The organism is Candidatus Planktophila lacus, assembly GCF_002288325.1.
GTDB lineage: Bacteria > Actinomycetota > Actinomycetes > Nanopelagicales > Nanopelagicaceae > Planktophila > Planktophila lacus.
Map to the genome: position 1 here is coordinate 84,407 of NZ_CP016780.1, position 20,276 is coordinate 104,682.

Sequence of the window (20,276 nt, forward strand, 5' to 3'; positions counted from 1 at the left end):
CGATGAAGAGAGCTTTGGCGGCAATAGTGATTGCCTTGTTTGCTTTGGCACATCCTACGGTTACGACCGCCGCGGGTGTTATTGATGAACAATATTCGCTTAACGGCCAAGGTGACAACAGAAATAAAGTTGGCGTGTTTTTTGAAGAAAGCGTCGATACGTTGCGTATGCCTACGTTGCTCTTCGCTAATGCTATGGATAAAGATAAACCTTCGCAGGGAATCGATTTCTGTTCAAGTTTGGAAGATCCAAAATGTAGCACTGCGCAATCTGTGCTTTATTACGCACTTCTACCGCCATGCAAATCACTTTTGGAAGCGGATTGCATCGAAAGTATTTATGCAATTGTTCCAGGTTCACCCGCTCGAATTAGGGGTGTATATCGCGAATCGGTACCAAATAAAGTTGCCAATCCATATAAGGCGGATCCTGAAAATGGTTTGCCCCAAGGTTCGGTTGCAGGTGTCTGGGAAATTCCAAATGTAAAACATGGTGGAAACACAGCAGATTATGTGGCAATAGTTTCCCGTGTAGGAGCGATTAAGCGCGAAGGAACAAAATGGGTTGCAACATCAAACGGGAAAATCTCCAGAGACGGAGATTTTAGAGCTGCGATTTTTCCAACAAAAATAATCAGAGATGCGCGCTATAAATCCAATACTGCAAAAATAAGTCCAAGGTTAGACGCCAACTTTAATAGCGTACAGATTGGCCATCCAAGTCAGCTCCCATTCGATGTATGCGCTGTAGTTGGAGATGGCGTTTGCGCAATGCGTCAAGCATTCCCAGGAAACATCAAATTTGGAATGGTAATTAGATTCTCAAAGGTGATTAATGGGTGGATGCATGGACGTATTGATTCACCTGAAATTGATTACGAACTGACTAGTTACGGAACTCGAATTGATATGAAAGGAGAAGCTACCCGAGTACCTATTTTAGCTGGTTGGGCTATTCCTAGTGATTTTTCTGAGTCTGACCGCCGCCAGCACTCATACCTAAACAATGCTGATGGTTCAGGTATTTATCCTGGCGCTAGCGGGGATTACTCAATGGATCAGTTAATCATCTGGTCGAAAGTATTGAAAGACAAGGCGGTAGCAAATCCAACACAATGGATTTTCTACGATCTTTCAGAACGTGATATTGCTAGTTCCAGCGCTTGTATAAAGTCTTCAAAAACGCTTGCAGGTTTTGTAACAACAAACTCAACGACTTATACAGCTACTCCACCGATTTATAACGAGCAAACCGGAACTCTGGACTACAAAGTAGCCTCTCCGCATTTTCTTGCCGATGGAAAAGTCTTCCAAGGAAAGTACAACCTGTATATCGATTCAAAGGTTGCACGTTGTATCTATAAATTTAGTAACGCCCCAATCTCAGCATCGGTGAGTATTACTTCCTCAGATGGAGGCCAGCAGAACGTAGCGACAACAGTTGTAAATGAAGATAACGGTTGGCTCCATTTAAGTGCGACAGGATTTACATTTTCATCACCGACTTTGAAAGTAAAGCTGACTCAAGATGGATCAATTGGAACGCCAACTCCACAACCGAGTGCGGAACCTTCGGCTAGCGCTGAACCTCAAGTAGCTGCGATTCCGGTGATGAAGAAATCCACGATCACTTGCGTCAAAGGTAAGACAACAAAGAAGGTAAGTGCTGTCTCGCCGAAGTGTCCAGCTGGATTTAAGAAGAAGGCTTAGTTAAAGCCCAGGCTTGTATAAAGCGCTAAACCTTTTTCGTTATCGGCATCGACGTAAAGCATCGAGTGCTTTAAGCCTTTTGCAACGAGGTAATTAATCGCAGCAACAGAAACTGCGCGGCCGATGCCTTGATGTGCATGATCTGGATCAACTCCGACAACGTAAAGCTCGCCAACTGGCTCTTGATTTACGAAATCTTGATGGATCTTGGTCCAGCAAAAGCCAACTACTTCTTCACCTTTTACCGCGAAGAAAAAGCCTTCGGGATCAAACCAATTTTCGGCCATGCGGTTTTCTAGATCCTGCATCGCCCAATTTCCCTGATCTGGGTGGTGGGCAAATATCTTGTTATTTAGGTCGAGCCAACGTTCTTTATCGAGTGCAGGATCAAAGGTGCGAAGTGCGTATTCGCGTTTTGCAGTTGGGAGTGGATCGGTTAACGAGCGGTGGATCTTGAGAATATGGCGCATGGTGGTTAGACCCGCTCAGTAATAGGGCTCTCTTTGCCACCGTTAGGAAGTGTGAAGCGATAACCAACGTTACGAACTGTTCCGATAATTGCTTCGAATTCTGGGCCGAGTTTGGAACGCAGGCGACGTATGTGAACGTCGACAGTGCGTGTGCCTCCGAAATAATCATAACCCCAAATTTCTTGCAACAACTGTGCGCGAGTAAATACGCGTCCTGGATGCTGTGCGAGATATTTAAGAAGTTCAAACTCTTTAAATGTTAAATCAAGTGAACGGCCCTTGATCTTTGCGGTGTAAGTGCTTTCATCAATTACAACATCGCCTGTGCGAATTTCACCGGCGGTTGGATCTGCTGCAGTTAGCGCGGCAAGGTGAGTACCAATACACATACGGATACGTGCATCGACTTCGGCAGGGCCTGCGGTATCGAGCATGACATCGTCGACGCCCCAGTCTGCGCTCATCGCAGATAGGCCACCTTCAGTTGTAATTGCAATTACAGGTGCACCAACGCCGGTTGATGTAAGTAAACGTGTGAGGTTCTTTGCAGCAGGCAGATCGCGACGCGCATCAACAAAGACGATATCCATAACTGGCGAATCGATTAGGACGCTGGCTTCAGCCGGCAAGATTTTTACTGTGTGCTGCAAGAGAGCAAGTGATGGAAGAACTTCCGCGCTCGCGCCATTGGTGTTTGTCAGTAACAACACCTTGGCCATGGGATCTAGACTACCTTTGTGAAAACATTCGTTCCACTTCTTATTGTGCTGGCTGGCGCCACTGGCTTTGGCATCTGGTTTCAGCGCACGCGTGGGGAATTTCGCAAGAAGAAGACGGTAAATGGGCCGAAGTTAACGGCTGCGATCGTGGGAACCGAGCTTGGGTCGCGGGCAACGATGGTGCAGTTTTCATCAGCGTTCTGTACTCCATGCCGGGCCACTAAGGCGTTGCTCGAAGATATGGTCAAAACGATGCCAGATGTTCGCTATGCCCACATCGATGCTGAATCGCACCTCGAATTGGTGCGTGAGTTAAATATCTTGTCGACGCCAACCACTTTGTTTCTAAATGGTGCAGGCGTTGAAGTTGGTCGCGCTATGGGCACGCCTAAGCGTGCACAAGTGCATACCGCGCTCGCTGCTATTCATTAACGCCAGTTATTGCGAAATATTCGCAAGTAGCGTTTAGCGCTGATGCTCTTTATCCTTAATGAATTCAAGTAAAGGAAGAGAATATGTCAGTACAAATAGATGCAAGAGGACCAAGATTTTCGGCGGCGATTACAACTGTGGTTTTAGCAGTCGCGCTAGTTACATCAAATATTTGGGTGGCTGCATTTCAAGCAGTTGTCTTTGCGATCGGTGCAATCCGTGGTCCGCAATTTACTCCTTACGCAGTTATCTTTAAGAAGTTAATTAAGCCGCGTCTAAAGTCAGAAACAACGTTTGAAGATGTGCGTCCTCCGCAATTTGCACAGAGCATTGGTCTTGCTTTTGCACTTGTTGCCGTGATCGCATCTGTGACCGGTGCCGATGGGCTCTTTACAATCGCAGTTGGATTTGCACTTGCCGCAGCGTTTTTAAATTCAGCATTTAACTTCTGCTTGGGCTGCCAGGTATATCTACTGCTCGTACGCGCACGCGTAGCCAAATAAATCACTTAGAAGGTAGGCTCTAGCCATGGCAGATCAACACGAACTCCGCGATAAAGGCTTGCGTTTAACACCTCAGCGCGAATTAGTTCTCTCTGCGGTACGCGAACTCGGACATGCAACTCCTGAAGAAGTTGCTGAAAAAGTCCGCACGACACATCCCGGTATCAATCTTTCAACTGTCTATCGCAACCTAGAAACCCTCGAAAACGTTGGACTTGTCCAGCACACTCACTTGGGCCACGGTGGCGCGACTTATCACGCAGCTGAAGAGTTAACTCACCTTCACTTGGTTTGCGGAACTTGCGGTTCTGTTGGCGATGCGCCAATCGATGTTGCCGCAAACTTTGTTCAGAATTTATCTGATGATTACGGCTTTAAGACAGATGTAACTCACTTTGCAATTTACGGCACCTGCGCAGCCTGCGTAAAATAACATGACTGCGGTATTTGTCGAAGATGGCGTCGATAAGGGCGCCATTTGGCATTTTGGCGAACCGAATAAAGAACAGAAGGCTCTGCTTGAAGGCAAAGCGTGGGCTGATCTTTCACACCTGCAAATAATCGCAGTCAGTGGCGTTGATCGCCTGAAGTGGTTACATGATTTAACAACCCAGCATTTATCTGAACTTCCGGTTGGCCAATGGACTTCAGCGCTGATCTTGGATCCGCAAGGCCACGTCGAATATCAATTTAACTTGGTTGATGATGGCGAAACATCTTGGTTGGTTTTAGATCCTGGTTACATCGAAACTTTGATTGCTTATCTGCAGAAGATGAAATTTATGTTGCGCGTTGATGTTCGCGATGCAACAAGTGAATACGTTGTTTTGCGCGCTCCCGGTTTGGTCAATGAAATTGGTGGACCGTTTGCACTTGTTCCACGTGCCGAACTTGGGCAGATGCAAGAAACTTTTGGTGCAACCGCGATGCAGGTTGGCACTTGGGCACTTGATGCCGAACGCGTTGCGGCAGGCCGACCACGAATTGCCTTTGAAACCGACCATAAATCAATTCCAAATGAGCTTGGCGTACTTAACAAATCAGTGCATATGAATAAAGGTTGCTACCGCGGCCAAGAAACTGTTGCGAAGATCTTTAACCTTGGAAACCCACCACGTCGTTTAGTTCTGCTGCATTTAGATGGCAGCCAAGTTGTTATGCCTGCGCCAGGAACGCCTGTTATAAATGGTGAAGTACAAGTAGGTTTTCTTGGCACAGTTGCGCGCCACTTTGAATTAGGGCCAATCGCTTTAGCAATTGTTAAGCGCAATACCCCGGTTGATGCGCAGTTAACTGTCGAGGGTGTGGCCGCTTCCCAACAAGTGATTGTGCCTGCGTAAATGGCCACGATTGCACAGGGTTTAGTTGTCTTCGCCGCGATGATGGTCATCATCTGGACGGTTAGCAAGCTTTAAAGGCCGTAAGATTAAGGCGTGGAAATCGTTAGCGCCGTCTTATTGGGTTTAATCTCATTAGCAATTGGCGTCGGACTTTTAATTTACGGTTTCCGAGGACGTCGCGAATCTCAAGCACGTGATTCGCGTACATATCGAAGGGGCAGACTCTAAGTGGCTTTTACAATTCCAGAAGGTCTGCATGCAGATTTAAATCCACTTGCCTGGTTGGTTGGCACTTGGCGCGGTAAAGGGCGCGGTGAATACCCAAATATTGAAGGCTTTGAATACGCACACGAAGTTGTCTTTAACCATGATGGTCGCCCATTTCTTAACTATTACTCACGCTCTTGGATCATCGATGCCGAAGGCGAAATCATTCGCCCGGCTGCATCTGAAACAGGTTTCTGGCGCGTTAAGCCAAACAATGTTCTAGAAGTTTTGATTTCACATAACACCGGAATCACCGAAGGTTGGGTCGGGCAGTTTGATGGTCCAAAGATTCAGTTAGTTCTTGATCAAGGTTATTCAGCGCCATCTGCAAAGATTGTTACAGCGGGCGTGCGTTTATACGGTCTTGTTGCTGGCGAACTCTTCTTTGCTTACGACATGGCCGCTGAAGGACAAGAACTTCAGGCACATATCTGGTCATCGCTCGAACGTCAGTCTGAGTAAACGGTAAATAAATTATGTTTAATGACGCTGTTTTGGCCGAATACGTTCGCGATGGATTTGTAGAGTCCGAACACCGCGGTTTCTTGGCGATGTTAAATTCTGATGGTTCACTCTTTAAATCATTGGGCGATATCGATACTCAGATCTTTCCGCGTTCGACAGTTAAATGCGCACAAGCATCAGCGATGGTGCGCCATGGTCTGCAGTTAGAACCACGTTTATTAGCACTTGCCGCGTCTAGCCATTCAGGCGCTGCAATGCACATCGAAGGTGCACGCGAAATTTTGGCGAGTGTTGGACTAGGTGAAAACGCACTGCAATGTGCACTCGATCGCCCACTTGGAGAAAACGAACGTCGTGCTTGGGGAGATAACCCACCAACTCGTATCGCCATGAACTGCAGCGGAAAACATGCGGCTATGTTGGCTACTTGTGTGAAAAATGGTTGGCCTATTGAAAGTTATTTAGAACAATCTCATCCGCTGCAAGTTGCAATCAAAGAAGAGCTTGAAAAACTAGCTGGGGAAAGAATTTCTTTTACTTCAACTGATGGCTGTGGTGCACCGTTGTTTATGCTTTCGGTAATTGGTTTAGCTCGCGCAATCCGTGCGATAACTATTTCAACGGATCCAATCCATCAAGATGTTATGGATGCAGCTCGCAAATTTCCAGAAATGGTTGGTGGCGCAGGTCGCCATAACACTGAGATGATGCAACAGGTGCCTGGCTTATTTATGAAAGATGGCGCAGAAGCGGTCAATGTCTGTTCATTGGCTGATGGGCGCACATTCGTATTTAAAGTAAGCGATGGCTCACTCCGTGCATTCCGAACGATCGTGCATGCCTGTTTAAATGAATTTGGAATCGATACACTGCTAACCCCAGAAAAAGTCATGGGCGGCCCGCGTGTAATCGGCACTATTCGCGCAACGATTTAACTAGCCATAACAAAGAGGCGTACCCTAGCAATTCCTTCGCTCGGCATACTGGCGTATCCTTCGAGTATGCAACGCCGCGTAGCCATGTTGATGGTTCACACCTGTCCGCTAGAACAAGCGGGAATTGGTGATGCCGGTGGCATGAATATTTATGTTGCTGAAAGTGCAGCACGTATGGCGGCGCAAGGTGTGGAAGTAGATATCTTCACGCGCCGCGATCACTTAGATCTTCCAGCAGTTGTTGAACTTTCACCCGGTGTAAATGTCCATCACCTAGATGCGGGCCATGATCTGCATTTAACTAAAGAGCAAGTTCCACAGTATTTTCCTGAGTTAAGCGCCGAGCTTAAGAAAGCGCTATCTGGCGATCGCCACTACGACCTGATCCATTCGCATTACTGGTTATCCGGAAAAGTTGCGATGCCAGTTGCTAAAGATTTAAAAATGCAGCTAGTGCACACCATGCACACTATGGCGCGCGTAAAGAATTTAAATCTCGCTGAAGGTGAAACGCCAGAGCCGATGATCCGCGTGCAAGGTGAAACACAGATCGTTGCTGCAGCAAATGCGTTAACGGCTAATACCGATGCAGAAGCAGCGAGCCTAGTTTCGCTCTATGAAGCTTGCCCTGACATTGTTCACGTGGTTACGCCAGGTGTGGATCTATATAACTTCACACCGGGTGCGGGTCGTCAGGATGCTCGCAAATCACTCGGGATTGATGCCGATGCCCAAGTAATCACTTTTGTTGGGCGTATCCAGCCACATAAGGGCCCTGAACTATTAATCCGTGCAACATCCGAGATGCTTTTGCACTCTCCACAGCTGCGTCCAAAGCTTCGCGTTTACATAGTTGGCGGAGCATCTGGTGCAAATGGCAGTGAAGTAGAACGTCTAAAGGAACTTGTTGTTTGGCTTGGAATTGATGATGTTGTGAGATTTAATCCACCAGTTCCACGCGCCGAACTAGCTAACTGGTATCGCGCCGCTGATTTAGTCTGCGTTCCAAGTTACTCTGAAAGTTTTGGACTAGTTGCACTTGAAGCACAAGCTTGTGGTACACCAGTTGTAGCAACTGCTGTTGGTGGACTTCGCACCGCAGTTGCCGACGGTATCTCTGGCGTACTTGTAGATGGCCACGATCCACGTGCTTGGTCATCTGTTTTAGCGCGTTTGCTGCAAGAACCACAGCGTCGCGTACTGCTATCTATGGGCGCGATTGAACATGCATCTCACTTCGGTTGGGATGCCACCGCTCGTGGCACTTTAGATATTTATGACCAAGTTATCTCTGATGCAGCTCGCTCTGCCAAGTCGATTGGTTAATAGTGGCTGCTATTGATCCACGGATTGTGATTGAAGAATTTCTTGATTCGCACGATCTCGAATTCGATCAGAAAGATGCCAATACCTTTCTGATAACGCTGCCAGGTGAGAAGAAGTTACAGACCCACTGTGCGCTAATTGTTGGTGATCATTCTTTAAGCATTAACGCATTTGTGATTCGCAAACCTGATGATAACGAGGCCGCAGTTCATGCTTGGTGCATGGCAAAGAATGCAGGAATGTACGGAATCGCATTTGCCACAAACGAGCTTGGCGATATCTTCTTAGTTGGGCGATTACCACTAGGTGCAGTAACCGATCGCGAGATTGATCGTTTAGTTGGCGCAGTGCTGCAGTATTCTGATTCTTCATTTAATCCACTGCTTGAACTTGGCTTTGCGACTGCCATCCGCCGCGAATGGGCATGGCGAGTAAATCGCGGTGAATCACTGGCAAATCTCGACGCCTTTAAGCATCTGATTTAAATATTTGCACGCAACATGGCAAGATAAGCGCCATGTCGAACTACGAATTAATCCTGCTGCGCCACGGTGAATCCGAATGGAACGCCAAGAATCTCTTCACCGGTTGGGTAGATGTGCGTTTATCTGCAGCAGGTGAAGCCGAAGCTGCTCGTGGCGGAAAGCTATTGGTAGAGCGCAACCTTCTGCCTGATGTAGTTCACACATCTCTTCTACGCCGTGCAATCCATACTTCACAGCTGGCACTTGATGCATGTGATCGCCACTGGATTCCGGTTCGTCGTTCTTGGCGTTTAAATGAACGTCACTACGGTGCTCTGCAAGGCAAGGATAAGAAAGAGACTCTCGCTAAATACGGCGAAGAACAATTCAAATTATGGCGCCGTTCTTACGATGTGCCGCCTCCGCCAATTGAAGCCAGTGATCCTTACAGCCAAGCAAACGATGCGCGTTACGCTGATTTAGGTTCAGATTTGCCTGCGACAGAGTGTCTAAAAGATGTAGTCACGCGCATGATGCCTTATTGGCAAGAGTCAATCGTTCCTGATCTAAAGGCTGGAAAGCGGGTACTTGTTACTGCGCACGGTAATTCACTGCGCGCACTAGTGATGCACCTAGATGGAATTTCACAGTCAGATATTGCTGAGCTAAATATTCCTACTGGAATTCCGCTGCTCTATAACTTGGATGCAGACTTTAAGCCCGTTAAAAAAGGCGGAGAGTATTTAGATCCAGATGCTGCGAAGGCTGCTATTGAAGCGGTTGCGAATCAGGGGAAGAAGTAGGCGCTGGCGTAGCAGCACCTGAAGTTACGTTTTTATAGTCATCGCGCTTGTCGCGAATGATTACTTCTGCGGTTACATAACCAGCGCGAGCAAAGCCAAGTGATAACTTCACATGGCGACCAGCAACAGGTGAAACACCGTAGAAGACCGCTTTAGCGTTTGCGGTATCGCCCTCAAAACGAATCGGTTGATTCTTCTTTAACGCGCTCTCGCCAGTTAAAACCGCTTGGTTTGAACCAACGGCAATTCCGAGCAACTTATCTTCAGTATCGCCTTGGTTAACAATTGTTCCAACAAGAACCGCGTCGCCTGTCTCAGTCGCAACTAGAAGCAAGTTCAATACTTCAATATCAACGCCATTATCTTTTAGCGAGAGTTCAACACCATCTGTTACTTGCTTAATCATGCGAGTTGGCGCATCTTGTCCTGGCCCACATGCAGCAAGTGTTAGCGCAAGAGAAATAGCAATAAGTGATGTAAGTGCTTTTTTAGTGCGAGGCATAGGGCATATTCTCTCATGCGTTTTAAGCGCTTATTCCCTTTGCTTTATTGGGGTTTTCTCACCTTAAAATGGCTGGTAGAATTGGTCGTCTAGCGAAGGGCAACACATGACATTTAAGGTCGGCGAAACCGTTGTTTATCCCCATCACGGAGCAGCTCTTATCGAAGCGATTGAAACTCGCATCATCAAGGGCGAAGAACGTACCTACCTAGTCTTGAAAGTTGCACAAGGAGATCTCACAGTTCGCGTTCCTGCAGACAATGTAGATCTAGTCGGAGTCCGCGATGTTGTAGACAGCGCCGGCCTTGATCGCGTATTTAACGTACTTCGTCAGCCTTACACCGAAGAGCCAACAAACTGGTCACGTCGTTACAAGGCCAATCTCGAAAAACTTGCATCAGGAGATGTCATTAAGGTCGCAGAAGTTGTGCGCGATCTTTACCGTCGCGATCTCGATCGTGGACTCTCTGCTGGTGAAAAGCGCATGCTCGCCAAGGCGAAGCAGATCCTTATCTCTGAGCTAGCTCTTGCTGAGCGCACAGATGAAGAAAAGGCTGCAGTTCTCCTTGACGAGGTTCTCGCTTCTTAAGTAACAAACTCTTCTCATGATCGCCGCAATCATTGCTGCTGCAGGTAGCGGCGAAAGATTTGGCGCAGCAATTCCTAAAGCCTTAATTCAACTTGGTGATCGCACCCTTATTGAGCATGCCGTTTCTGCTATCTCATCGGTTGCTAATCAAATAATTGTTACCGCACCTTCTGGGTATGAGAAAGAGATTCAAACCCTGGTTGGCGATGGCATAACAGTTGTAACTGGTGGAGCTACACGTTCTGAGAGCGTGCGCATTGGTTTATCGAAAGTTTCAGCAGGTGCTGAATACGTTTTGATCCACGATGCGGCTCGCGCACTTGCAACCCCTGACTTAGCAAAACGCGTTGTTGCAGCTCTTAAGAGCGGTGATGTTGCAGTTATTCCGGGCCTTGCTCAAACGGATACGGTAAAAATTGTTGATGCTAACGGAATTGTTACTTCAACTCCCGACCGCGCTGCGATGCGCCGCGTGCAAACTCCACAAGGTTTTACTTACGAATTAATTAGCCAAGCACACGCCCAATCTGGTGAAGCAACAGATGATGCAGCGCTCGTTGAATCACTTGGTAAACCAGTTCGAGTCATCGATGGCGAAGAACGGGCAATTAAAATTACAACACCTGCTGATATGGCAACAGCGTTGCAGTTCTTAGGAAAATCAACGAACTTTAAATCTGGTGTTGGCGTGGATGCTCATCACTTCGAAGCCGGACGTGAACTTTGGCTGGCAGGTCTGTTATGGCCAGATCAAGATGGCGTGGAAGGCCACTCTGATGGTGATGTTGCAGCACATGCAATTTGTGATGCTTTATTTGCCGCAAGCGGACTTGGTGATCTTGGTTCAAACTTCGGCACAAATAAACCTGAATACAAGGGTGCATCTGGAACAACGCTGCTAAAGGAAACTCTGGCACTTGTTGAAAAGAGTGGATACGCAATTTCGCATGTATCAGTGCAAGTAATCGGCAATCGTCCAAAGATCGGTTCGCGTCGCGCCGAAGCAATTGCATCGCTTTCGGCGGCTTTGGGTGGTGCAGAAGTCGCGCTACTTGCAACAACTACCGATGGAATGGGCCTAACTGGTGAAGGCAAGGGCATTGCAGCCATTGCATCTGCGCTGATTTATTCTAAATAAGCCTTGCAAGATAGACTTAGCCAATGAGTTCGCTATCTTTATATGACACGCTAACGCGAACCACATCCCCATTTGTTCCGCTAAAGGCTGGCGAAGTCGGTATTTATCTCTGCGGTGCAACCGTTCAGGCACCTCCTCATATCGGCCATGTGCGCTCTGGTGTCAACTTCGACATCTTGCGTCGCTGGTTAACCAAATCTGGTTACAACGTAACCTTCATTCGCAACGTCACCGATATTGATGACAAGATTTTGCATAAAGCCGTGCACGAAAAGGCGCCTTGGTGGGCAGTTGCGATGAAATACGAACGTGCTTTCACCGAAGCTTATGCAGCGCTAAATGTTGCACCCCCTACTTACGAACCACGCGCTACGGGGCACGTAACTCAGATGATCGAGTTAATGACTATTCTCATCGAACGTGGTGCGGCATATGCGCCGGGCAATGGTGATGTTTATCTAGAAGTTCGCAAACTCGAATCTTATTTAACGCTTTCTCGTCAGAAAGTTGATGATCTACAACCGGCTGCTGATGCAGATGAGACTTATAAGAAAGATCCACGCGACTTTGCGCTTTGGAAAGCGGCTAAGCCCGGAGACCCATCTTGGCCAACTCCGTGGGGTGCAGGTCGTCCCGGCTGGCATCTTGAATGTTCAGCGATGGCACATTCATACCTTGGTGAAGCATTTGATATTCACGGTGGCGGATTAGATCTGATCTTCCCGCATCACGAGAACGAGATCGCCCAATCAGAAGCTGCGGGTTATGCATTTTCAAAGCGCTGGATGCATAACGCTTGGGTGACTGCATCTGGTGAAAAAATGTCGAAGTCACTAGGTAATTCGCTACAGGTAGCCGAATTGTTAAAGACGGTGCGCGGTATTGAATTGCGTTGGTATTTGGGCAGTGCGCATTACCGTTCGATGCTTGAGTTCTCACACGAAGCACTTGCCGAATCTGCAACAGCTTTCCGTCGCATCGAAGGTTTCTTAACTCGCGCCGCTGAAATCCTTGGTGCGCAACCAACTCCGGTTATTTCACAAGGCTTTACCGATGCTATGAACGATGATTTAGCGGTGCCAACTGCACTTGCCGGTATCTCTGAAGCGCTTCGCTTAGGCAATAGCGCAATTACTTCAGGGGATAAGGCACAGATTTCACAGTCCGCAAATGAAATTCGTGGCGCACTAGAAATACTTGGTTGCGATCCCTTTGATCCAGTATTTGCGACAAGTAGTGGCGCTGATTTAACAGATGCGCTTGATGGCGTGATTCAATTGGCTTTGGCTCAGCGCACAGCAGCGCGTGAGCGAAAAGATTTTGCAGCATCAGATCAGATTCGCGATGGCCTTGCTGCACTTGGAATTACCATTGAAGACACAGCACAAGGGCCACGTTGGTCTATCTCACAGATAAGCGAGAAGTAAATGGCCGGCAGCGCAAAACCACGTGGAGCAGCACGCACGAGTTCTAAAAAGGGACCAACTGGCGGAACCGGTGGAAAAAATAAACGTCGCTTAGAAGGTAAAGGTCCAACGCCTAAGGCAGAAGATCGTCCGTACCACGCAGCGGCAAAGCGTAAGAAGGCTGCTGAAAAGAAAGCTGCACCTCGTACTCGCACTGGTCGTAGCGAAAAGCCAAAGGGTGAAATTGTTTCTGGTCGTAACGCAGTTCTAGAAGCGCTTCGCGCCAGCGTTCCGGCAACCGAGCTAATCGTTGCACGTAGTATTGATGTTGATGATCGCGTTGCTGAATCTTTGCAATTAGCGCTGCATCACCAACTTCCGATTCGCGAAGTACACCGTGCAGAACTTGAAGGCATCAACGCAAATAGCCAGGGAATTATCTTGGCAATTAAGCCTTATCAATACTCTTCATTCCAAGAAATTACCGAACGCGCAAACCACCCAATCTTGATCGTGGCACTTGATGGCGTAACTGATCCTCGTAACCTCGGTGCAATTGTGCGAAGCGCAGCAGCCTTTGGCGCAGCAGGTGTTGTTATGACCGAACGTCGTGCAGCAGCGATGACCGCATCTGCTTGGAAATCATCCGCAGGTGCAGCAGCGCGTCTGCCAGTTGCCCAAGTAACCAATATGGCGCGCACTATTGATGATGCCAAGAAGCTGGGCTGCTTTGTTATCGGCCTAGATGGCGAATCAGATGAAACTTTGAGCGGCATGAAGGTTGCGAAAGAGAATGTAATGATCGTTGTTGGCAGCGAAGGAAAAGGTCTTTCCCGCCTAGTGCGCGAAAAGTGCGATCTTGTTGTCTCAATCCCAATGCGCGCCACCACCGAATCACTAAACGCTAGCGTTGCAACTTCAATTGCGCTCTTCTGGGTAGACGAGCAACGTCGCAAGTAAAGGTAATAGGTCAGGGATAGATGAAGTACAAACGTTTAATTGTTTGCGGAGATTCGTACTCCGAAGGTATGTCCGATGAAATCATCGGTGGGCAATACCGCGGCTGGGCCGATCGCCTTGCAGATGTAATGGCGAAAGAGGTAGATGGTTTTAGTTACGCGAATTTAGCCATCCGTGGAAAGTTGTTAAAGCAGGTAATTGATGACCAACTTCCTGTGGCGCTTTCCTATGTAACAGGGCCAGAAACTTTGCTAACTTTTCACGCAGGTGCCAATGATGCGCTTCGTCCAAGTTACAAACCTGAAGTCGCGCAAGCTTTATATGCAGACGCTGTACGTCGCGCCGCCGCATCCGGTGCAACCCTCATGCTCTTTACAGTTCTAGAACGCACTGGCAATTCTGGACGTGGCTCAGATGTATGGGCAGCGCGCTTTAGTGAATTTAATAATGGAGTTCGAAAAGTTGGCGCTGAAGTTGGTGCAATAGTTGTTGACGCCAATCAAGAAACTTTCTTTAACGATAGCCGTTTCTTGGCATTTGATCGCCTGCATCTAAATGCTGAAGGCCACAATCGGGTAGCGCAAGCGTTATTAGAAAGACTTGGATATGGATTCAATCCTGCTTGGCGAATCCCACTTCCGCCTGCTGCTCCAACGCCGTGGTTAAAGAAGCGTGCGATTTCTATTATCTGGTTCTTTACCTTTGCACTTCCATGGATCTGGCGCCGACTTCGCGGAAAATCATCAGGCGATGGGCGCTCTGCTAAGTACCCAACCCCCACAAGCTGGCCCGTTTAGCCGCTGTCCACGCACCGATTACTCAAAATTCATCAAAGCAAGAGAGACTAGGAACATGCCAGAAGCAGCTCACCTAATTGATAGAGAGTTAAGTTGGCTCTCCTTTAACGAGCGCGTGCTCGAAATGGCGGAAGACCATTCAATTCCGCTTTTTGAACGAATTCGCTTCTTAACAATTTTCGCTTCAAATTTAGATGAGTTTTATATGGTCCGCGTAGCTTCGTTACTTAGCAAATTAGAGAGTAGCCCTGGATCAGTAAATTCTGCTGGGTTCACTCCCAACGAATTACTTGAAGCAATTTCGGTTCGAGTACGTGAGCTGGCACTTCGTCACGCAAATGTATTCAAAGACCAGATCATTGCAGAACTTGCAAAAGAAAAAATCGAAATCATCCGTTGGGATGGATTAAGCGATGATGAGCGCAACCATGTCTCACGAATATTCAGCGATCGCATCTTCCCTGTATTGACTCCTTTAGCGGTGGATCCTTCTCACCCGTTTCCATACATTTCAGGGCTCTCTCTAAATCTCGCCGTGATGGTTAAGAACCCTAAAACTTCAGAAGAGTATTTTGCAAGAGTAAAAGTTCCGCCGATACTTTCTCGCTTTATTCCAGTTAGTCCAGCACCTAATACCACTCGCTTCCTACCGCTCGAAGAGTTAATTGCTATCCACCTGCAAGAACTTTTCCCAGGAATGTTGATTGAAGATCACTACACATTCCGAATCACGAGAAACCAAGATATTGAACTTGAAGATGAAGATACCGAGAATCTACTAACTTCTATTGAACAAGAACTTGCTCGTCGTCGATTTGGACCACCGGTTCGTTTAGAAATTGAATCTGGGGTGGGCGAGAAGTTACGCAATAAGTTATGCGAACAGTTAAATATCAACCCAGCAAATGTGCTTTCGCTGCCAGCTCCGCTTAATCTCCGTGATCTTATGAAGATTGCAGATTTAGATATGCCCAAGCTTAATTTCCCCTCCTTCCGTTCCCGCACTGTTGCATCGCTAAGAGAAGTAGATGCTGAAGAACCAGATCTTTTCTTCGCTGCAATCCGCCAAGGCGAAATTTTGCTTCACCACCCTTATGAATCATTTACCTCTTCGGTAGTGCAGTTCTTGCAGCATGCAGCTCAAGATCCAGCCGTCTTGGCGATAAAGCAGACCCTCTATAGAACTTCAGGTGACTCACCGATTATCGAAGCGTTAATTGAGGCAGCAGAAGCGGGCAAGCAAGTACTTGCAGTTATCGAGCTTCGCGCGCGTTTTGATGAACAAGCAAATGTGCGATGGGCTCGCAAACTAGAGGCCGCTGGCGTCCACGTTGTGTACGGATTGATGGGTCTAAAGACGCATGCCAAGTTGTCTCTAGTCGTGCGCGATGAAGCGCAAGGATTACGTCTGTACTGTCATATGGGAACAGGTAATTACAATCCGAAGACAGCGCGCTTCTATGAAGATCTAGGAATCCTAAGTGCAGATCCTGTACTTACCGAGGATCTGACCAAGTTGTTTAATCAACTCTCTGGTTTTGCGCCGCATTCAGTTTATTCACGCTTGCTTGTAGCGCCACGAACATTGCGTGGAAGTTTGTTAGAGAAAATTGCGAATGAAACAGCGATGGCTAAAGCAGGTAGACCTTCGGGAATTCAGATAAAACTAAACTCACTACTGGATGAAGAATTCGTTGATGCGCTCTACGAAGCTTCTCAAGCGGGAGTGAAGGTAGACATAGTTGTCCGTGGAATATGCTCGTTACGTCCAGGAATCGCTGGTCTATCTGAGAACATCACTGTACGTTCGATCCTAGGTCGATTCCTTGAGCACTCACGCATCTATCACTTCTTAAATGGTGGGGAAGATGAATACTGGATTGGAAGTGCGGATTTAATGCACCGTAACTTAGATCGCCGAGTAGAAAGTTTGGTCCGCATAGAACGGCCAACTCATAAAACATCACTTCAAGAAATCTTTGACCTATCACTGAGCGATGAAACTTCAAGTTGGCGTCAGGATCAAGATTCCTGGAAGCGCGTTTCGAAGAGTTCAGCAGGAGAGCCTCTGCAAGATCTGCAGAGTCTCTACATCAAGCGATATAAGAAAGCCCACTAATGGTTAAAGAAACCGATAATCCGCTCATTCAAGCAGCGGGCGCAGTTTTATGGCGTAAATCTGATAATTCACAGATAGAAATAGCCGTCATTCACCGCCCTCGTTATGACGATTGGTCAATTCCTAAAGGCAAAGTTGAAAATAACGAATCACATATCGCAACTGCATACCGCGAAGTTTTAGAAGAGACTGGTTACACATCTACTTTCGGTCCTGAAATTGGCGTAGTTGTTTACAAACTGGAAGGTGCACCTAAAGAAGTGCGTTACTGGGCGGCGCAAGCAAGCGATATTCAAGAAGGATCTCCTAATCCAGAAGAGGTAGATCAACTCGAGTGGCTTTCACCAAAGCTAGCCAAAGAACGTCTGACAAATAAAGATGATCGAAAGATTGTTGATTATTTCTTGGAGTTTGGAACAGATACCTTCCCAATCATTTTGTTGCGCCATGCCAAAGCGTTAAAGCGCACCGAGTGGAGCGGCGATGATGGAGATCGCCCCCTTGAACACAAAGGTCAATTACAGGCAAAGCGCTTGCTCCCAATTTATCTTCCATACGGGATAAAAGAAGTTCACACCTCTGATGCTCTGCGCTGCACCGAAACGGTTCAGCCTATGACGCGCGCAATTGAGATAACTCCTATTTTTTCTGCAGATCTATCTGAATATGGATATGAAAAGGATAAAGAAGTCTCGCTTGATTACATCCAAGATTTAATGAATCGCGGTATTCCGGCCCTAGTCTGTAGCCATAATCCAATAATTCCGAAGTTAGTTAAGAAGTTAGTTGGCAAGAAGTACTTTAAATCAATGGATCGCGAACTTGAGCCAGCTCAAGCAATTATCTTGCATTGCCGTGCTGGAGAAGTTATTGCCTGTGATTGGATAGACGAGCCCATTGTTTAAATGATTCTAAAACAAGGTCTAAAAAAGTTAGCGTTCCATCCAGTCTAGCCAGCGTAAAACAATGCCTTCGCGCAGAGCCCAAGGGCAGATCTCAAGTTCATTGATATGCAAACGTTCCATGGTTGTTCGGGCAACAATTGCACCAGCGACAATCTGCCGTGCGCGGCTCTGAGAAACACCGGGCAGCTCAGCACGTTCCTTATTGGACATCGCCTGTAGCTTAGGAATCATTTTTGTGAGCGAGTTAATCTTTAAATATTTTGGATTGTCATCAAACCAATGTTCGCCAAGACGAGCCAATGTTCTAAAGGTTTTACTGGTTGCAACGAAATGATCTGCGATATGTTCCATAATATCTTCGGGTACCGAACTCTTCACTGCCTCAATTACATAATTTTCCAAAGACTTTATCTCTTTAGAAGTGTGTGGATCCGAAGACAGATATTCACGTGTCAGGCGTGATGCACCAAGTGGCAACGAAACAGTTGCTTCGGCGCTCTCGTCATCACCTACAGCAATTTCAAGCGATCCACCGCCAATATCTAAAACTAAAAGCCTCCCGCTCGACCAACCGAGCCAGCGGCGCACTGCTAAAAATGTCATTCGAGCTTCATCATCTCCGGAGAGCACTTGTAGATCTATATCGAACTTCTTATTGATCTGAAGCAATATTTCTTTTCCATTTTTAGCATCACGGATAGCAGATGTCGCAAATGCCAAGATTTCTTCAGTCTTAAACTCTTTAGCGTGTGAAATTGCATCGGCTATCGCAGTTTCAAGCAACTCAACGCCTTCGGGAGTTATCTCCCCAGAAATGTTTAAATACTCGTGAAGGCGTAGTTCAACTTTTTGATTAGTTGCTGGGCTTGGGCGTGCTCCTGGATGGGCATCAACTACTTGGAGGTGGACGGTATTAGAACCCACATCTAGAACGCCCAATCGCATGCGGCCAAACCTACCTGTCTAGCGCCCTAATCTCGTTGATTTTTACATTGCGCCAATAACTGCCATAATTACGCCCGTTGCCTTAATCGGTAGCAAGCCTCTCTAGCTCAGTGGTAGAGCAGCGCACTTGTAATGCGCAGGTCGTCAGTTCAATCCTGACGGGGGGCTCTGGAAAGTTTTGACCCGATAGAAGAAGGGGTAACGATGAAAGATTATTCGTTTCCTCACGAACAATTTGATGATCTGCTCGCCGCGAATGCTGAATACACAAAGTCGTTTCAATACTCCGAATTAACCGGTTCAGCGGCAAAAGGTTTAGCGATCGTAACCTGCATGGATTCTCGTATTAATCCATTGTCCGTTGTGGGTATGCGCTCTGGCGATGCCAAGATCCTACGCAACGCCGGGGCTCGAGTTACAGAGGACGTTATCCGCACCTTGGTGCTGGCTACATATCTTTTAAATGTAAAGCGCATCCTGGTTATGCCACATACCGATTGCGCGATGGCGCGTGGCGATGAAGCAGATATCCATGCGCTGATTGACGAGAAATTCGGCGTCGATACGCGCTCACTTGAATTTCGTACTACGCGTGATCAAAAGGCGGCGCTAGCGGTCGATGTAAACCGTATTCGCGCTTATCCACTTTTGCGTGATGGCGTCACCGTTGCCGGTGCAATTTATGATGTTAAGACCGGAACTATTGTTCCGGTTGATTGCTAACTCGCCGTATCGGCATCTTCGTTACTGGATAAGTTAAATCCGTTAAAAACTGATGCACTATCGCGCTAAATAAAGCGGGCTTCTCTTTTGGTGCTCCGTGAGATGTGCCTGGAATTATTGCTAGCTGCCCTAATTCAATGGCGCGGTACATCTCAATTGTGTGTTCATGCGAAATAACGTCATCATCGCCTGCAACAACCAGCGTAGGACACTGAATCTTTGCTAAATCACTTAGCGGGATATTTGGTTCTGTCTCCCAGATACGCAGCATCTTCTTTATCTTCTCAGTCAGCGTATGAGGAGCATCTGGCGATGTTGCAGCGTATTCAGCCTTGTCTTCATCACTTGGCTCAGTAAATGGAAGTTCAATCACAGTTCCTGAATGGTTGTAATTAGCACCGATTAAAATCAGCGATTTAACTAGTTCGGGGCGAGTGATCGCAATCGACATCGCAATGATTCCGCCATCTGACCAACCAATTAAATGTGCCGGTTCTTTCACGACATCTTCTAGATAGTCAATTGCTTCACGGATTTGAAAATCAAAATGAAAAGAACCTGCTTGATCGCCGGTGTAGCCATGTCCAGTGCGATCGTAAGCAAATAAATGAAAATCAGGTTCTAGATCAGGTGTTAAAACATAATCCCAGTGCGATGTCTGGCTTAGCCCACCATGCAGAAGCAAGACTGCTTCACCGTTGTTCTCCCATTCGTATGAATAGGTTTGGTGTCCACGTAAATCAATGTAGTCAGGCATGG

Annotated in this window: 23 protein-coding genes and 1 tRNA gene; 19 read left to right on the forward strand and 5 right to left on the reverse strand. The window is 47.2% G+C overall.

The features are described 5' to 3' along the window. Positions 1 to 2 precede the first annotated feature (2 nt). Positions 3 to 1,709 (forward strand): hypothetical protein, encoded by a 1,707-nt coding sequence (locus A1sIIB106_RS00375; protein WP_095670548.1) that lies wholly within the window; start codon positions 3 to 5, stop codon positions 1,707 to 1,709. Here A1sIIB106_RS00375 and A1sIIB106_RS00380 read toward each other — a convergent pair. Both A1sIIB106_RS00380 and A1sIIB106_RS00385 read right to left on the reverse strand, forming a co-directional pair. After that, positions 1,706 to 2,179 carry a GNAT family N-acetyltransferase gene (locus tag A1sIIB106_RS00380; protein WP_095670549.1) on the reverse strand — a complete coding sequence of 158 codons (474 nt, stop codon included), beginning with the start codon at positions 2,177 to 2,179 and terminating at the stop codon, positions 1,706 to 1,708. The two genes, A1sIIB106_RS00375 and A1sIIB106_RS00380, sit on opposite strands and share 4 nt — an antisense overlap. Before the next feature lie 5 nt (positions 2,180 to 2,184). Further along, the gene (locus A1sIIB106_RS00385; protein WP_095670550.1) at positions 2,185 to 2,898 is read right to left on the reverse strand and encodes a response regulator transcription factor; all 714 of its coding nucleotides are present in this window, start codon (positions 2,896 to 2,898) and stop codon (positions 2,185 to 2,187) included. Positions 2,899 to 2,916: 18 nt separating this feature from the next. Between A1sIIB106_RS00385 and A1sIIB106_RS00390 the strand changes: the two genes are divergently transcribed. From A1sIIB106_RS00390 to A1sIIB106_RS00430, 9 genes are all read left to right on the forward strand, one after another. After that, complete coding sequence (locus A1sIIB106_RS00390; RefSeq protein ID WP_095676952.1) at positions 2,917 to 3,330, forward strand: thioredoxin family protein; 414 nt, start codon at positions 2,917 to 2,919, stop codon at positions 3,328 to 3,330. An 83-nt stretch (positions 3,331 to 3,413) separates the two neighbouring features. Beyond that, complete coding sequence (locus A1sIIB106_RS00395; protein WP_095670552.1) at positions 3,414 to 3,833, forward strand: DUF4395 domain-containing protein; 420 nt, start codon at positions 3,414 to 3,416, stop codon at positions 3,831 to 3,833. A 25-nt stretch (positions 3,834 to 3,858) separates the two neighbouring features. Further along, positions 3,859 to 4,266, forward strand: a complete 408-nt coding sequence (locus A1sIIB106_RS00400) for a Fur family transcriptional regulator (protein WP_095670553.1) — start codon at positions 3,859 to 3,861, stop codon at positions 4,264 to 4,266. A gap of 1 nt (position 4,267) precedes the next feature. Then, entirely contained in the window at positions 4,268 to 5,173 is a 906-nt protein-coding gene (gene ygfZ / locus A1sIIB106_RS00405; RefSeq protein ID WP_095670554.1) for a CAF17-like 4Fe-4S cluster assembly/insertion protein YgfZ, read from the forward strand. Between the two features lie 228 nt (positions 5,174 to 5,401). Continuing rightward, on the forward strand, positions 5,402 to 5,902 hold the full coding sequence (locus A1sIIB106_RS00410) for a heme-binding beta-barrel domain-containing protein (RefSeq protein WP_095670555.1): 501 nt from the start codon (positions 5,402 to 5,404) through the stop codon (positions 5,900 to 5,902). Positions 5,903 to 5,916: 14 nt separating this feature from the next. After that, complete coding sequence (locus tag A1sIIB106_RS00415) at positions 5,917 to 6,840, forward strand: asparaginase (protein WP_095670556.1); 924 nt, start codon at positions 5,917 to 5,919, stop codon at positions 6,838 to 6,840. Positions 6,841 to 6,906: 66 nt separating this feature from the next. Further along, positions 6,907 to 8,166 carry a D-inositol-3-phosphate glycosyltransferase gene (gene mshA, locus A1sIIB106_RS00420; protein ID WP_223299493.1) on the forward strand — a complete coding sequence of 420 codons (1,260 nt, stop codon included), beginning with the start codon at positions 6,907 to 6,909 and terminating at the stop codon, positions 8,164 to 8,166. Between the two features lie 2 nt (positions 8,167 to 8,168). Then, complete coding sequence (locus A1sIIB106_RS00425; protein WP_095676953.1) at positions 8,169 to 8,651, forward strand: type III secretion system chaperone family protein; 483 nt, start codon at positions 8,169 to 8,171, stop codon at positions 8,649 to 8,651. Between the two features lie 32 nt (positions 8,652 to 8,683). Beyond that, the gene (locus A1sIIB106_RS00430; protein ID WP_095676954.1) at positions 8,684 to 9,433 is read left to right on the forward strand and encodes a phosphoglyceromutase; all 750 of its coding nucleotides are present in this window, start codon (positions 8,684 to 8,686) and stop codon (positions 9,431 to 9,433) included. On the opposite strand, the gene A1sIIB106_RS00435 is transcribed toward A1sIIB106_RS00430, so the two are convergent. Continuing rightward, entirely contained in the window at positions 9,399 to 9,935 is a 537-nt protein-coding gene (locus tag A1sIIB106_RS00435) for a hypothetical protein (RefSeq protein ID WP_095676955.1), read from the reverse strand. The two genes, A1sIIB106_RS00430 and A1sIIB106_RS00435, sit on opposite strands and share 35 nt — an antisense overlap. A 106-nt stretch (positions 9,936 to 10,041) precedes the next feature. On the opposite strand from A1sIIB106_RS00435, the gene A1sIIB106_RS00440 reads away from it, so the two are divergent. Genes A1sIIB106_RS00440 through A1sIIB106_RS00470 form a run of 7 tightly spaced genes read left to right on the forward strand, consistent with a single transcriptional unit; the run spans position 10,042 to position 17,849 of the window. Next, positions 10,042 to 10,524, forward strand: a complete 483-nt coding sequence (locus A1sIIB106_RS00440; protein ID WP_095670560.1) for a CarD family transcriptional regulator — start codon at positions 10,042 to 10,044, stop codon at positions 10,522 to 10,524. Between the two features lie 16 nt (positions 10,525 to 10,540). Then, on the forward strand, positions 10,541 to 11,662 hold the full coding sequence (gene ispD / locus A1sIIB106_RS00445) for a 2-C-methyl-D-erythritol 4-phosphate cytidylyltransferase (protein ID WP_095676956.1): 1,122 nt from the start codon (positions 10,541 to 10,543) through the stop codon (positions 11,660 to 11,662). A 23-nt stretch (positions 11,663 to 11,685) separates the two neighbouring features. Then, complete coding sequence (gene cysS / locus A1sIIB106_RS00450) at positions 11,686 to 13,089, forward strand: cysteine--tRNA ligase (RefSeq protein WP_095676957.1); 1,404 nt, start codon at positions 11,686 to 11,688, stop codon at positions 13,087 to 13,089. After that, complete coding sequence (gene rlmB / locus A1sIIB106_RS00455; protein WP_095676958.1) at positions 13,090 to 14,028, forward strand: 23S rRNA (guanosine(2251)-2'-O)-methyltransferase RlmB; 939 nt, start codon at positions 13,090 to 13,092, stop codon at positions 14,026 to 14,028. Positions 14,029 to 14,048: 20 nt separating this feature from the next. Continuing rightward, positions 14,049 to 14,825 (forward strand): SGNH/GDSL hydrolase family protein, encoded by a 777-nt coding sequence (locus A1sIIB106_RS00460; protein ID WP_095676959.1) that lies wholly within the window; start codon positions 14,049 to 14,051, stop codon positions 14,823 to 14,825. Next, positions 14,779 to 16,944: an RNA degradosome polyphosphate kinase gene (locus tag A1sIIB106_RS00465; RefSeq protein ID WP_257789639.1), complete on the forward strand. Its 2,166-nt coding sequence runs from the start codon at positions 14,779 to 14,781 to the stop codon at positions 16,942 to 16,944. The genes A1sIIB106_RS00460 and A1sIIB106_RS00465 overlap by 47 nt, the downstream gene beginning before the upstream one ends. Beyond that, positions 16,944 to 17,849, forward strand: a complete 906-nt coding sequence (locus A1sIIB106_RS00470; protein WP_095676961.1) for an NUDIX hydrolase — start codon at positions 16,944 to 16,946, stop codon at positions 17,847 to 17,849. Before A1sIIB106_RS00465 ends, A1sIIB106_RS00470 begins: the two co-directional genes overlap by 1 nt. Positions 17,850 to 17,876: 27 nt before the next feature. Here the strand turns inward: A1sIIB106_RS00470 and A1sIIB106_RS00475 are convergent, their stop codons facing one another. Further along, on the reverse strand, positions 17,877 to 18,794 hold the full coding sequence (locus A1sIIB106_RS00475; RefSeq protein ID WP_095676962.1) for a Ppx/GppA family phosphatase: 918 nt from the start codon (positions 18,792 to 18,794) through the stop codon (positions 17,877 to 17,879). Between the two features lie 96 nt (positions 18,795 to 18,890). Here A1sIIB106_RS00475 and A1sIIB106_RS00480 point away from each other — a divergent pair. Then, positions 18,891 to 18,962: transfer RNA gene (locus A1sIIB106_RS00480), tRNA-Thr, on the forward strand. Between the two features lie 36 nt (positions 18,963 to 18,998). Further along, on the forward strand, positions 18,999 to 19,517 hold the full coding sequence (locus A1sIIB106_RS00485) for a beta-class carbonic anhydrase (RefSeq protein ID WP_095670568.1): 519 nt from the start codon (positions 18,999 to 19,001) through the stop codon (positions 19,515 to 19,517). Here A1sIIB106_RS00485 and A1sIIB106_RS00490 read toward each other — a convergent pair. After that, positions 19,495 to 20,274: an alpha/beta fold hydrolase gene (locus tag A1sIIB106_RS00490; protein ID WP_095676963.1), complete on the reverse strand. Its 780-nt coding sequence runs from the start codon at positions 20,272 to 20,274 to the stop codon at positions 19,495 to 19,497. The two genes, A1sIIB106_RS00485 and A1sIIB106_RS00490, sit on opposite strands and share 23 nt — an antisense overlap. Positions 20,275 to 20,276: the final 2 nt, after the last annotated feature.